At 60.3% G+C, this 13,642-nt stretch carries 12 protein-coding genes; 5 read left to right on the top strand and 7 right to left on the bottom strand.

Features of this window, described 5'->3' with window-relative positions:
- Positions 1-114 precede the first annotated feature (114 nt).
- On the top strand, positions 115-1,008 hold the full coding sequence (locus tag PSH91_RS13390; protein ID WP_047229128.1) for an AraC family transcriptional regulator: 894 nt from the start codon (positions 115-117) through the stop codon (positions 1,006-1,008).
- Here PSH91_RS13390 and PSH91_RS13385 read toward each other — a convergent pair.
- The gene (locus PSH91_RS13385) at positions 998-2,632 is read right to left on the bottom strand and encodes a methyl-accepting chemotaxis protein (RefSeq protein ID WP_047229127.1); all 1,635 of its coding nucleotides are present in this window, start codon (positions 2,630-2,632) and stop codon (positions 998-1,000) included. The two genes, PSH91_RS13390 and PSH91_RS13385, sit on opposite strands and share 11 nt — an antisense overlap.
- Before the next feature lie 270 nt (positions 2,633-2,902).
- Between PSH91_RS13385 and PSH91_RS13380 the strand changes: the two genes are divergently transcribed.
- Both PSH91_RS13380 and PSH91_RS13375 read left to right on the top strand, forming a co-directional pair.
- Entirely contained in the window at positions 2,903-3,733 is an 831-nt protein-coding gene (locus tag PSH91_RS13380; protein ID WP_047229126.1) for an undecaprenyl-diphosphate phosphatase, read from the top strand.
- Positions 3,730-4,140: a DUF1294 domain-containing protein gene (locus PSH91_RS13375; protein WP_076384581.1), complete on the top strand. Its 411-nt coding sequence runs from the start codon at positions 3,730-3,732 to the stop codon at positions 4,138-4,140. Before PSH91_RS13380 ends, PSH91_RS13375 begins: the two co-directional genes overlap by 4 nt.
- A gap of 3 nt (positions 4,141-4,143) precedes the next feature.
- Here PSH91_RS13375 and PSH91_RS13370 read toward each other — a convergent pair whose 3' ends face one another.
- Entirely contained in the window at positions 4,144-4,497 is a 354-nt protein-coding gene (locus PSH91_RS13370; RefSeq protein ID WP_047229124.1) for an MmcQ/YjbR family DNA-binding protein, read from the bottom strand.
- Positions 4,494-5,402 carry a LysR substrate-binding domain-containing protein gene (locus PSH91_RS13365; protein WP_047229123.1) on the bottom strand — a complete coding sequence of 303 codons (909 nt, stop codon included), beginning with the start codon at positions 5,400-5,402 and terminating at the stop codon, positions 4,494-4,496. Before PSH91_RS13365 ends, PSH91_RS13370 begins: the two co-directional genes overlap by 4 nt.
- Positions 5,403-5,531: 129 nt before the next feature.
- Between PSH91_RS13365 and PSH91_RS13360 the strand changes: the two genes are divergently transcribed.
- A complete protein-coding gene (locus PSH91_RS13360; protein WP_139050035.1) occupies positions 5,532-6,140 on the top strand; it encodes an FMN-dependent NADH-azoreductase in 609 nt (202 codons plus the stop codon).
- A 61-nt stretch (positions 6,141-6,201) separates the two neighbouring features.
- Here the strand turns inward: PSH91_RS13360 and PSH91_RS13355 are convergent, their stop codons facing one another.
- Positions 6,202-7,395 carry an MFS transporter gene (locus PSH91_RS13355; RefSeq protein WP_047229121.1) on the bottom strand — a complete coding sequence of 398 codons (1,194 nt, stop codon included), beginning with the start codon at positions 7,393-7,395 and terminating at the stop codon, positions 6,202-6,204.
- A 338-nt stretch (positions 7,396-7,733) separates the two neighbouring features.
- Positions 7,734-9,323 (bottom strand): ABC-F family ATPase, encoded by a 1,590-nt coding sequence (locus PSH91_RS13350; RefSeq protein WP_076384583.1) that lies wholly within the window; start codon positions 9,321-9,323, stop codon positions 7,734-7,736.
- Positions 9,324-9,726: 403 nt separating this feature from the next.
- Here PSH91_RS13350 and lpxO point away from each other — a divergent pair, with 403 nt between their 5' ends.
- Entirely contained in the window at positions 9,727-10,626 is a 900-nt protein-coding gene (lpxO, locus tag PSH91_RS13345; protein WP_076386642.1) for a lipid A hydroxylase LpxO, read from the top strand.
- Positions 10,627-10,649: 23 nt separating this feature from the next.
- On the opposite strand, the gene ligD is transcribed toward lpxO, so the two are convergent.
- Together ligD and PSH91_RS13335 are read right to left on the bottom strand one after the other, a co-directional pair.
- On the bottom strand, positions 10,650-12,635 hold the full coding sequence (ligD, locus tag PSH91_RS13340; RefSeq protein WP_305468468.1) for a DNA ligase D: 1,986 nt from the start codon (positions 12,633-12,635) through the stop codon (positions 10,650-10,652).
- A gap of 33 nt (positions 12,636-12,668) precedes the next feature.
- The gene (locus tag PSH91_RS13335) at positions 12,669-13,559 is read right to left on the bottom strand and encodes a Ku protein (protein ID WP_076384587.1); all 891 of its coding nucleotides are present in this window, start codon (positions 13,557-13,559) and stop codon (positions 12,669-12,671) included.
- Between the last annotated feature and the right edge of the window lie 83 nt (positions 13,560-13,642).

Genomic DNA, 13,642 nt, shown 5'->3' with positions numbered 1-13,642 from the left:
GTGACGTGTCCCTTGGCCGGGTTAAAAAAGTATCGGTGGACGATCAGGTCAGGGCTGGTGAACCGACGCGCCGCCGAGCGTAAGGTGCTGCCTACAGCGATAGAGACGCGCGACATGCCTGATCACCCAACGCCCCTGTTCGAGCAGCCACCCGCCGAACTTGAAGTCATCCTGCCTGAGCCCGAGCACAGTTTTCGCTGGTATGAGCACGACTATCCGTATCCGCTGGCGCGCTGGAACCACCATCCCGAATTCGAGATCCATCTCATTCGTCGGGGCAGCGGTAAATTGCTGGCGGGCGATTATATTGGTCCATTCGGCCCCGGCCACGTGGCGATGATCGGCCCGGGCTTGCCCCACGATTGGATGGGCGACCTGGCCCCGGGCGAGTACTTGGCTGGAAGGGACGTGGTGCTGCAATTCGATGGCGCAACGCTGTTGAGCCTGCGCCGGACGCTACCTGAACTCGGGGATTTACAGCCGCTGTTCGAAAGGGCACGACGAGGTCTGGTCTTCAGCGACGACACCGCGGTGAACGCCGCAAGGCTGTTGGAGAGCATCGGCCCGGCCCAGGGACTCGGGCGGCTGGCATTGTTTCTCCAACTGCTCAACACACTCAATCTCGCCCCGCAGGAGCAGGCCCAGTGCCTGGCCAGCCCTTGTTATGCACCCAGTCTGGATGCCCGCAGTTCCGAACGCATCCACAAGGCCTTCGAGTACCTGCAGACTGAACTCACGGGTGACCTGCGCCTGTCGGTGATTGCTCGGCAACTGGGCATGAGCGAGCCCGGTTTTTCGCGTTTCTTCAAACGCATCACCGGACACGGTTTCATTGACCTGATGCGCAAGCTCCGAGTCCAGCGAGCCTGCCGGTTGCTGTTGCACAGTGAAATGCCGGTGACCGATATCTGTTTTGAGGTGGGTTACAACAACCTGTCCAACTTCAATCGGCACTTTCGCATTGAGATGCACCAGACGCCCAGCGAGTATCGATCAGCTAGACCCTGAACTGCTTCAGCAACCCGTTCAATTGCTCACTCAGCGACTTGAGACGGGTACTCGCCAGGCTCGATTGTTCAGCCGCCAGGGCGGTGCTGTGGGAGAGGCCGGCGGCCTGGGTCACGTTCTGATTGATGTCTTCCACCACATGGGCCTGTTGCAGCGTGGCGCTGGCGATGGAGGCGTTCAGGCTGTTGAGATTGCGCAGGGCCTGACCGATGGCGTTGAGGCTGGCGCCGGCCAGCCCGGCTTGTTCAATGGTCAATTGCGAAGCACGGCTGCTGTCGCTGATGACTTTCACCGCCGCTTCGGAGTGGTTCTGCAAGCGTTCGATCATCGCCTGGATCTCGGCGGTGGACTTCTGCGTGCGCTGGGCCAGCAGCCGCACTTCATCGGCCACCACGGCAAAGCCCCGACCTTGTTCACCGGCGCGGGCCGCTTCGATCGCGGCGTTGAGGGCCAGCAGGTTGGTCTGCTCGGCAATGGAGCGGATCACCTCCAGCACACTGCCGATCTGGGTGCTTTCGCTGGCCAGGGTACGAATCACCTCGACCGCCTGATCAATGGTCTGGGACAGTCGGTCAATCTGCTGCAAGCTGCCATCGATATTCACCTGGCCCTGCTGGGCCTGGGATTCGGCGTCGCGCATTTCGCTGGCGGCGTGTTCGGCATTCTTGGCGACGTCTTGCACGCCGTAGGTCACTTCGTTGATCGCAGTCGCCACCAGTTCCATCTGTTGCGATTGTTGCTGGCTGCGCTCCTGGGCTTGGGCGGCGTCGTTACCCAGGTCGTTGGACGATTGCCCCAGGGCCCTGGCCGAGTCCTGCAACTGGCTGACTACTTCGCGCAGTTTGGCGGTAAAGGCATTGAAATGCCGGGCCAGTTGCGTCACTTCATCCTGGCCGTGGGTGTCGAGGGTGCGGGTCAGGTCGCTTTCACCGCTGGCAATGTTGGCCATGGCATTGACCGTTTCCTGCAGCGGCCGAACGATGCTGCGCACGATCAGGGTCAGGAGCAGGCCCATGAGCAGGGTGATCGCCAGGCCGATCAGCGAAGCCTTGATCACTTGAGAGCGGAATTCGGCCTCCACGTCATCCACATACACGCCTGAACCGATGATCCAGCCCCACGGCTCGAACAGTTTGACGTAAGAGGTTTTCGCCACCGGCGCCTCGGCGCCCGGTTTCGGCCAGAGGTAATCCACCATCCCGGCGCCCTTGGCCTTGGCAATGGCGACCATCTCGTTGAACAGCGCAAAACCATTCGGGTCGCGAATCGCCGAGAGGTTCTGGCCTTCGAGTTTCGGGTTGGTCGGGTGCATGACCATCACAGGCGTCAGGTCATTGATCCAGAAGTAATCACTCTGGTCATAGCGCAAGCCGCGCACCGCGCTAAGGGCCTGCTTCTGCGCAACCTCGCGAGTCAGGGTGCCAGCCGTTTCCAGACCATGGTAGTAGCTCAGCACGCCGCTGGCAGTCTGGACCACATGCTGGGTTTTCTGCACCTTGGCCTGATACAGGTCGGTGTGGATCTGCTTAAGCATGAACGCGCCTAACGTGAACAACATCACGATGGACACGACCAAGATGAGCCACAAGCGTCGGCTGATCGACACACTGCGCAAGCTATTCATACGCTGTCACTCCGGTTTCTTATTCTTGTCATCTGCGACCGCCTGAGTCTGGCGTCAGGCGGGTATGCCTTTGTGTCCTGAGTCATAACGCGGCAGCGTTATCAGGGCTTGTCTGATAGGATTTCGGCCCCGCGGCGCAAAACCTGAGCCTGTTCCGGTTTTTTCATTGGTTTTTTTGAGAAATCGCAGTCACCGTGCGCCTGCTGTTTACACCTGCATAACGCTTAAATTTTGATGAGACGTGCGCAAGCATAGTCTTTTGGGGGATGAATGGATTTGTGGACCGCCTTTCAGGCACTGATTCTTGGCGTGGTAGAAGGCTTGACGGAGTTCCTGCCGATCTCCAGTACGGGGCACCAGATCATTGTCGCGGACTTGCTCGAGTTCGGCGGCGAGCGCGCGATGGCGTTCAACATCATCATCCAGCTCGGGGCGATCCTGGCGGTGGTGTGGGAGTTTCGGCGCAAGATCTTCGACGTGGTACTGGGTTTGCGCACCCAGCCCAGCGCTCGTCGGTTTACGGCCAACCTGCTGATTGCCTTCATGCCCGCTGTGGTATTGGGCGTGTTGTTTGCAGACCTGATCCATGAATACCTGTTCAACCCGATCACGGTGGCCATGGCGTTGGTGCTGGGCGGTTTCGTGATGCTCTGGGCCGAGAAGCGCCAGCACACAGTGCACGCCGAAACGGTAGACGACATCACCTGGAAGGATGCACTGAAAGTCGGCTTCGCCCAGTGCCTTGCGATGATTCCCGGCACCTCCCGCTCAGGTTCGACCATCATCGGTGGCTTGCTGTTCGGGCTGTCGCGCAAGACCGCGACCGAGTTTTCATTCTTCCTGGCGATGCCAACCATGGTCGGCGCGGCGGTCTACTCCGGCTATAAATATCGCGAGCTGTTTGTGCCGGCGGATTTTCCGGTGTTCGCCATCGGCTTCGTCACGGCGTTCATTTTCGCCATGATCGCGGTCAGGGGCTTGTTGCTGTTCATCGCCAGCCACAGTTACGCCGTATTTGCCTGGTACCGGATCGCTTTCGGCCTGTTGATCCTGGCCACCTGGCAATTCGGTTGGGTGGACTGGACGGCGGCCCAGCCATGAGCCGTCCAGGCCGTGAGCCGGGCCCAGCCGTGCAGAGTTTGCGGCTCAAGCTCGTGGTATTTGCGCTGGTGTGCGCCTTGCCGCTGCTCGGATCACTTTTGCTCGGGTTGCGTGCGGAGTCCTGGGTGCCGCTGACGGCCTACGGGCTCGTCAGCGTGGTGGCGTTTCTGTTGTACTGGAGCGACAAGCGCAAGGCCCGCGCTGACGCCTGGCGCACCCCGGAAAACGTATTGCACGCCGTGGAGCTGGCCGGGGGCTGGCCCGGGGCGTTGTTGGCTCAGCAAGTGTTTCGCCACAAGACCCGCAAGGTGTCGTTTCAGGTGGTGTTCTGGTTCATCGTGTTGCTGCACCAGGTGTTCTGGATCGACCAGTTATTCCTGGGCAGTCATCTGCTGATGCTTTTCTGAGCTTCACGACAGCAGCAAACCCACCTGGGTGCGCTTGGGCAGCTTGCTCACCACCAGTTGGTGGGAGCGCTGCAGCAGGCCACGCAGTTCATCGGCGCCCAGCGGGTAGGGCGTCTGCATGATGACCCACTGAGCCCGCGCCAGATAGGGCGCCGGGTGGATCCCCGGGCGGTCGCAATGCCCCAGGAACAGATCCTTGTCCACCTTGAACGCCAGTGATTCGCCCCGCAGGTTCTGCAGGGCGAACATCTTGTTGCCGGCAATGGAAAATACCCGCACGCCGCCCCATTTGTAGTCCTCCCTGGCGCCCGGCAAACCCAGGCAGAACTGCGCGACATCCTCTTCGCTCAAGCTCATATTTTTCTATCTCCACAGCCATCGAATGCTTCTACCAAGTGGTCGATCCACGCGCGCACCGCTGGCAACATGCCGCGTCGATGCGGATAGACTGCCTGCAGCCAGCCGTCCGGCAGCGACCACTCGGGCAACAATTCCACCAGTGTGCCGTCCTGCAGTTCCTCCTCGCAATACATGCTCGGCAACAAGGTGAAACCCAGGCCGGCGAGGGCGCAGGCGCGGCGCACAATGAAGTCGTCGATGCCCAGCCGGGCTTCCAGGGCCAGTTCGACGGGCTCTGCGTTGGCCTTGAGCAGGCGCAGGTGGACCAGGCGATCGGCGTCCAGCGCCCCGAGTATCGGCAGTTTCTTGAGATCCTCCGGGGTATTGATCTGCCGTCCTGCGACGAACGCCGGGCTGGCGACCATGATCAGCCGCGCCTGACGCAGCCGTCGCGTCATCAGCAGCGGGTCTTCGTCCCCCAGATCGCGCACGCGCAATGCCACGTCGATGCCTTCGCTTACTAGGTCAACCCGCCGATTGACCAGCATCATTTCCAGCTGCACTTGAGGGAATTTTTCCAGGAAGCTGGCGATCACCCCGCCCAGCATCTGATGAGCCAAACCCACCGGACTGGAAACCCGCAGGCGCCCGCGCGGCTCAGTGGACATGCTCGCCACGGCTTCATCGGCCATCTCGGCTTCCAGCAGCATGGCTTGGCAATGGCGCAGATAACGCTCGCCAACGGCGGTGAGCTTCAACTGGCGGGTGGTACGTTGCAGCAGTCGGGCGCCAAGGCGCTCTTCCAGTTCAGCGATACGTCGTGACAGCCGCGACTTGGGAATACCCAACAGGCGTCCGGCCGCGGCGAAACCACCGGCTTCAACCACTTTGGCAAAGTAGTACAGATCATTGAGGTCTTGCATATCGAGTTCTATTGTCCTGTCAGTGGAACGAACTATCGCATTAATACTGACTTATCGGCTATTGGCTTCATCGATAGGATTGTTCTCAATTGATCGCTTGGTCGCGATCCTCACTTGGAGAGCACTCATATGAAACTGTTGCACATTGACTCGAGCATCCTGGGCGACAATTCCGCGTCCCGCCAACTGAGCCGTGACGTGGTTGAGGCCTGGAAAGCTGCCGAAGCGGACGTCGTCGTGACCTACCGCGACCTGGCGGCCGATGCCATCAGCCACTTTTCCGCCCAGACCCTGATCGCCGCCGGCACCAGCGCTGAACTGCGCGACGCTGCCCAGAAGCACGAGACTGATCTCAGTGCCTCGACCATGGCCGAATTCCTGGCGGCGGACGCGGTGGTCATCGCAGCGCCGATGTATAACTTCACCATTCCGACTCAACTCAAGGCCTGGATCGACCGTATCGCCGTGGCCGGCCAAACCTTCCGCTACACCGAAGCCGGCCCCGAAGGCCTGTGTGGTGGCAAGAAACTGGTGATCGTCTCCACTTCTGGCGGCCTGCATGCCGGCCAGCCAAGCGGCGTAGCGCATGAGGATTATCTGAAGGTCATGTTCGGTTTCCTCGGCATTACCGACATCGAGTTCGTTCGCGCCGAGGGCCTGGCTTACGGTGACGAAATGCGCAGCAAAGCCATGAACGAAGCCAAGCTGCAGATCAGCGAGCAATTCGCCGCAGCTTAAAGACCGCGCAAAAAAACACCAGGCCTGGGCGAACCGGCCTGGTGAGTTTGCACAAGGTCGATCAATAAGCGGCTGTTTCGGTACGGCGCCGCAGCAGTAAAGTCAGCCCCAGTCCGATGATCGACAGCAGTGCCGCACTGAAAAAGATCGAGGAATACCCCAGATTCAACGCCACCGCGCCCATCAAGGGGCCGGCAATCGCCAGCGCCAGGTCGAAGAACACCGCATAGGCGCTCAGTCCTGCGCCACGGCTGGTATTCGGGACTTGCTTGATGGCCTCCACACCCAACGCCGGATACACCAGCGACAGCCCGAAACCGGCCAGCCCCGCGCCGATCAGCGCGAACGCGGTAGAAGGTGCCAGCCACAGCAACACCAGCCCCAAGGTTTCTATACACATGCAGGCAATGGCCGTCCTGAAGCCTCCGAAGCGGGCGATGCTGGAAATGAACAACAAGCGCGACAGAATGAAACAGACGCCAAACACTGTCAGGCACCAGGCCGCCCCTGTCCAGCCGCGACTGACATAAAACAACGTGATGAAGGTGGTGAGCGTACCGTAGCCGATCGACGCCAGGCACAGGCTCGTCCCGTACGGTGCTATACGCCCGAACACCGCCCAAAAGGGCAAGCGCTCGCCTCGAATGACCGGCACCGATGGCTTGTTTCGTATCAACAGCAGCGCCGCGCCGGCCAGCAGCGACAAGGCGATCCCCAGGCTGACAAAGCCCAGCTCACTGACCATTACCACTCCCAGCGGCGCGCCGATGGCAATGGCCCCATAAGACGCGATGCCGTTCCATGAGATCGAGCGGGCCGTGTGTTCGACCCCCACCTGGCCCATGCACCAACTGATGGTGCCCACGCCAATCAGGCCCTGAGCCACCCCGAGCAGCAAACGCCCGGCGATCAGGATCAACAGGCTCAGCAGTGGAAAGCTTTGCAGCAGCGTCGAAAGCAACGTCAGCAAACCACTGAGGACGATCCCGTACAGCCCATAAACGATCGCCCGCTTGGTGCCGATACTGTCCGACAGCCGCCCGGCCATGGGCCGACTGAGCAGCGTCGCCAGATACTGGGAGCCGATGGTCAGCCCGGCCACCACGGCACTGAAGCCCAACTGTTCGTGGACATAGCCCGGCAACACGGCAATCGGCAGGCCGATGCAGAGAAAGGCGATGAAGGTATAGAAGACGATGGAGATGATCTGCCAGGTGATCGACAGGGAACTGGGGGTGGATGGGTGTGTTGGCATGAGGCTCGTTCGCGGGCAGCGGTAAGAGGGGCTCATCATGGCGCGCGGCGGGAATAAAAGAAAGCAGGCTAACGGTTTGCCCGGGTGGTGATGGTGCCGACGCTATCGCGAGCAGGCTCGCTCCCACACTGGCCGCAGGGCTTGGAAGAACATCGGTTCCTTGTGGGAGCGAGCCTGCTCGCGATGACGGTAGGTCGGCCAATACCAAGTCGACTGAAACGGCCAAATCGCAAGCAAGCTGTGCTCCCACAAGCTGTTCTACCTTGAAAACAAAAAGCCCCGTCACAACGGACAGGGCTTTTCACTTGCAGCTTGAAGCTTACAACTCAGCGCTGCTCTTAAATCAGCACACCCTGGCTGCGCAGGTAATCGTCATAGGTGCCGCTAAAGTCGATCACGCCATCGGCGCTCAACTCGATGATGCGGGTGGCCAGGGACGATACGAACTCACGGTCGTGGCTGACGAAGATCAGCGTGCCCGGGTAGTTTTCCAGCGCCAGGTTCAGCGCCTCGATGGATTCCATGTCCAAGTGGTTGGTCGGTTCGTCCATCACCAGCACGTTCGGCTTTTGCAGGATCAGCTTGCCGAACAGCATGCGACCCTGTTCACCACCGGAAATGACCTTGACCGACTTGAGGATCTCGTCGTTGGAAAACAGCATGCGGCCCAAGGTGCCACGAACCAGTTGTTCGCCGCCCTGGGTCCACTGGCCCATCCAGTCGAACAGGTTGACGTCGTCTTCGAAGTCGTGGGCGTGGTCCTGGGCGTAGTAACCCAGTTCCGCGGCGTCGGTCCATTTCACAGTACCGGCGTCCGGCTCCAGTTCATTGACCAGGGTGCGCAGCAACGTGGTCTTGCCGATGCCGTTCGGGCCAATGATCGCCACGCGCTCGCCGGCTTCGACGGTGAAGCTGAAGTCCTTGAACAACGGCTTGCCGTCAAACCCTTTGGCCATGCCTTCGACAATGACCGCCTGACGGTGCAGCTTCTTGGTCTGTTCGAAGCGAATGAACGGGCTGACACGGCTCGATGGCTTGACCTCGGCCAATTGGATCTTGTCGATCTGCTTGGCACGGGAGGTGGCTTGCTTGGCCTTCGAGGCGTTGGCCGAGAAGCGGCTGACGAACGATTGCAGTTCGGAAATCTGCGCTTTCTTCTTGGCGTTGTCCGACAGCAGTTGCTCGCGGGACTGGGTCGCCACGGTCATGTACTCGTCGTAGTTGCCCGGGAACAGGCGCAGCTCGCCGTAGTCCAGGTCCGCCATGTGGGTGCAGACACTGTTCAGGAAGTGACGGTCGTGGGAGATGATGATCATCAGGCTCGAACGCTGGGTCAGCACGTTTTCCAGCCAGCGGATGGTGTTGATATCCAGGTGGTTGGTCGGCTCGTCCAGCAGCAGCACTTCCGGGTCGGAGAACAACGCCTGGGCCAGCAGTACCCGCAGTTTCCAGCCGGGCGACACTTCGCTCATCGGGCCGAAATGCTGCTCGATGCCAATTCCCAGGCCCAGCAGCAGTTCACCGGCACGGGACTCGGCGGTGTAGCCGTCCATCTCGGCGAATTCGGTTTCCAGCTCGGCCACGGCCATGCCGTCTTCTTCGGTCATTTCCGGCAGCGAATAGATGCGGTCGCGCTCGGCCTTGACCTTCCACAGCTCTTCGTGGCCCATGATCACGGTGTCGATCACGGTGAATTCTTCGTAGGCGAACTGGTCCTGGCGCAGTTTACCCAGGCGCACGTTCGGCTCAAGCATGACCTGGCCGCCGGACGGCTCGAGGTCGCCGCCGAGGATCTTCATGAAGGTCGACTTGCCGCAACCGTTGGCGCCAATCAGACCGTAGCGGTTACCCGCGCCGAACTTGACAGAGACGTTTTCGAACAGTGGCTTGGCGCCGAACTGCATCGTGATGTTAGCTGTAGAGATCAAAGGTTTATCCTGCGGAACATTCAGAGTAGCTAAGGGTGCGGCAGTACCTGTTCAGTACCTGTTTGCGCAGGTCCCGACCGCGCGAAAGCTTCGCGGTCGCAAGCGCAAGGGTCCATCCGGCATAAGAGGACAGCAGCATACGGAGCGCCTGACCCAAATAGACGTACGCCGAAGCCGGAATCCGGTATCGGCCAAAAAGGGGGCGCGTAATGTTTGGCGGCAATTGTACTGATCTGGCCGCGTTAACGATAGGGTGTAACCCAGGCAAGACAGTTTTTCACAACGCAGGGATAACCTTTGGTTACGAGTTGTGGCTAAATTGCCATCTCACTTACGCCATTCCCCACGCTGTTCGGCTGTGCGGGAAGTGGCAGCCTGTCCACTTTTGATGTGTGCGGATACTGTGAAACTCATCATTGCCGCGATCTATCTTCTCTCTATCGGTTATGTGCACCTGCGCGGGCGCGTTCGGCACAAGCTCGGACGCCAGTTGAGCGACCATTCGTCCTTCCTCGCGCCGATCAACTGCCTGCTTTACCTGTGCTCGAAACTGCCCAACAAGCCTTTCCTGAACCCGGCGCAGTTTCCCGACCTGAGCCCGTTGCAGGCCCATTGGCAGGAGATTCGTGCCGAAGGCCTGAATTTGCTGCGAGCGGGGGAGATCAAGCGTTCCAACCAGTACGACGATGTGGGCTTCAATTCGTTCTTCAAGACCGGCTGGAAGCGTTTCTACCTGAAGTGGTACGCCGACAGTCATCCCTCGGCGATGAAACTGTGTCCGCGCACCACTGAACTGGTGCAGAGCATCGGTTCAATCAAGGCGGCGATGTTCGCCGAACTGCCACCGGGCTCCAAGCTGGTTCGTCATCGCGACCCGTATGCCGGGTCCTATCGGTATCACCTGGGCCTGGAAACGCCCAACGATGCCGGCTGCTACATCAATGTCGACGGTGAGCATTACCACTGGCGTGATGGCGAGGCGGTGATATTCGACGAGACGTTCATTCATTACGCCCAGAACACCACGCCTCACAATCGCATCATTCTCTTTTGCGACGTGGAACGCCCCATGAGATTTCGCTGGGCCAGTGCCTTCAACCGCTGGTTCAGCCGCACCGTGATGGCGGCCGCCGGAGCGCCCAATGACGCCGGAGACAAAACCGGCGGCCTGAACCGGGCGTTTTCCAGGCTTTACAGGATTCGCCTGCAAGGCAAGGCTCTGAAGAAGCGCAACCGCAAGCTGTATTACTTGCAGAAGTGGGCGTTCTTCGGCGGTCTGCTGGCGGTCTTCATCTGGATATGAGCGGGTGACTCTCCGTACCTGCGTCATTCCCCAGGTTTTTGCGCATCCAGTTGCTCCCACATCCTGGCCGTGATTCGCTGGCGATGGTTGTACCCCTCCCAAGGATCGGCGCCCAGGTTTCTGGCCCGTTCTAGGGCCGTATAGATGTCCCACTGCTGGGCGTTACGCAGACCGTCAAGCTCGGCCCGGGCAATCGGCACGGATACCGGCAGACCTGGCCGAGCGCGCACGGAATAGGCGCTGACGGTGCTGGCGCCCCGGGCGTTACGCAGGTAGTCGACAAATATCTTCCCGACACGATTCTTCGGCCCCATGGTCGCGGTGATCCGCTGCGGCATCTGCCGGGTCATGAACAGGGAGATGGCCTTGGCGAAAGCCTTGGTAATGTCCCAGCCTTCACTGCGCGCCAGCGGCACGATGACATGCATGCCTTTGCCTCCGCTGGTTTTGAGGAAGGCCTGCAAACCCAGTTCGTCGAGCACCGAGAGGGTCAGGCGAGTCGCCTCGATCATCGCGCTCCAGGGCAGCGACGGGTCGGGGTCCAGATCAAGAACGAACAGGTCCGGCGTCTCGATCCGATCATGCGTGGCGGCCCATGTGTGCAACTCCACCGTGCCCATTTGGGCCGCGCTGACCAGCGACTGCACACTGTCGATTTCCATCAGCGCGGCATGCCCGGGATCCAGTCGCGGATCCAGCTGTTTGATGTGGGGAATGTCCAGGCGATCGGCGTGTTTCTGAAAGAACTGCTCTTCGCCGATTCCCTCTGGCGCCCTGAGCAGGGCAACCGGGCGCTGCTTCAGGTGCGGCAGAATCCAGGGAGCGATGTCCTCGTAGTACTGCGCCAGTTCGACTTTCTGCACGCCGCTGACACTGTCGATGACGCGCTCAGGGTGGGAAATCTCCAGCCCTGAGACCTGTACGCTACGGGCTTTGCCGCGAGGCGTGGTTTTGGCGGGCAGGGGTTTTATCGGAACTGGCTGCTGACGCACAACCTTGCTTGCCGGTATGTCGTTCTGTAGATCCAGGAACACCGCCTGGCGCACCAGGCCGTCGCGGGTCCAATCAGCGAACTCGACTTCACAGACCTCGGTTGGCTCTACCCAATGCACGCCGCGGCTTTGCGCGCTGCTGACCGGTGCGACCAGTGGCGAATCGTCCCGCTCCAGGCTACAGAGTTGCTCGTGCAGTTGTTTGAGCCGGGCTTGTGCGAACCCTGTGCCGACACGGCCGGCATACATCAATCCCTCGGGCCCGTTGACCGCCAGCAACAGTGCACCGAAACCATTGCGCCGACCTTTGGGGCGGGTGAAGCCGACGATCACGAACGGCTGGCGCAGACGGCACTTGAGTTTGATCCAGTCGGCGCTGCGGCGCGACACATAGGGGCTGCCCAGGCGTTTGCCGATCACGCCATCGAGTGCGAGGGCGTTGGCACTTTCAAAAATGTCGTGCTGGTTGGCGGAAAACGACTCAGAGAAGCGCAGGCGCTTGCTGGCATTGTTCTTCAGCGCCTTCTTGAGGGCTGCCCGGCGTTTTTCAACCGGCGCCTGGCGCAGATCGACGCCATTTAAAAAAGGCGCATCAAACAGGACGTACACCAGGTCTACCGTGCGGCCAATCTCGAACGACTGTCGCAGGGCCACAAAGTCAGAGTGGCCGTCGTTATCGAGCGAAACGAGGCCGCCGTCGAGCCAGCTGTCACCCAGATTCAGCTCAGACAACGCATCGGCGTGCAATTGCAGTCGGTCGGTCCAGTCCTGTTGATTGCGGCTGAGCAATCGCACTTGACCCGCTTCAATGCGGGCCATCAGGCGATAGCCATCGAACTGGACTTCATAACGCCATTCACCGGCCGGGGGCTGCTCAACGGGGGTGGCGCGTTGCGGCAACAAGCGCTCGGGAAGGGCACTGCTACCGGTCTGGCTCTGCCGGGTGCGCTTGCGGCTGTGCTTGTGCTCCGGCTCGGCACCGGACAAACGGGCGTATTCACTCTCGGCCTTGGCCATGACGGATTCCCTTGTATTGCTGGCGCCCGGGGATTAGCCCCGGGAGGCCTTGGTGGCTTTTTTCGCGGGAGCGGACTTGCTGGTCTTTGCGGGCTTTGCAGCGGTTTTTCCGGCAGGCTTTTCTGGCGCCTTGCCCTTGCCGCCCAGGCTGCGTTTGAGCAGTTCGGTAAGGTCGATGACATCGGCGCTCTTGCGTTGCTCTTCACCCGGATCGGTTTCCACCGCCTCCAGGCGGCCTTCTTTGGCCTTTTTCTCCACCAGTTCCATGATCTTGTCTTCGAAGCTGTCCCGGTACTCTTGCGGTTCCCAATCGGCGCTCATGTCCTGCACCAGCCGCTTGGCCATTTCCAGCTCCCCCTTGGCCAGGGTTGGCTTGATGACTTCATCGCCCAGTTCCAGGATGTCGAGTTCGCGCACTTCGGCGGGCCAGCGCAGCATCACCAGCACCAGCGCAGACTCCAGCGGCATCAGCGCTGCCAGATGCTGGCGGGTATGCAGCACGACATGGGCCAGCGCCACCTTGTTGGTCTTGATCAGGGTTTCGCGCAGCAGGGCGTAGACCTTGCCGCCGCGTTTGTCTGGCGCCAGGAAGTAGGGCGTGTCGATGTTTTGCAGGGGAATTTTGTCGCTGTCGACGAAAGAAAAAATATCGATGGTCTGGGTGGACTTGGGGTGGGCAGAGCGAATCTCCTCTTCGCTCAGCAGGACGTATTGGCCCTTCTGGTATTGCACACCCTTGACGATATTTTCCTTGGTCACCTCCTTGCCGGTGACCTTGTTCACTCGCTTATAGCCAACCGGGTCCATGCTGCGCTTGTCCAGCCAGTCGAAATCCACCCCCTGGGAGGACGTGGCCGACACCAGCGCCACAGGAATGTGGACCAGTCCGAAGCTGATTGCGCCTTTCCAGATTGCCCGTGCCATGGAGGGGTTTTCCTTGCCGATGAATGAGTCATTCAGGTGACCTTGCGGCGTTCGCAAAAGTTTCCATGGAGCGCCGGTTGACC

The organism is Pseudomonas sp. FP1154 (genome assembly GCF_030687245.1).
GTDB lineage: Bacteria > Pseudomonadota > Gammaproteobacteria > Pseudomonadales > Pseudomonadaceae > Aquipseudomonas > Aquipseudomonas rhizophila.
Note: the sequence above shows the minus strand (reverse complement) of the source record. Positions and strands in the feature narration are given on the sequence as shown.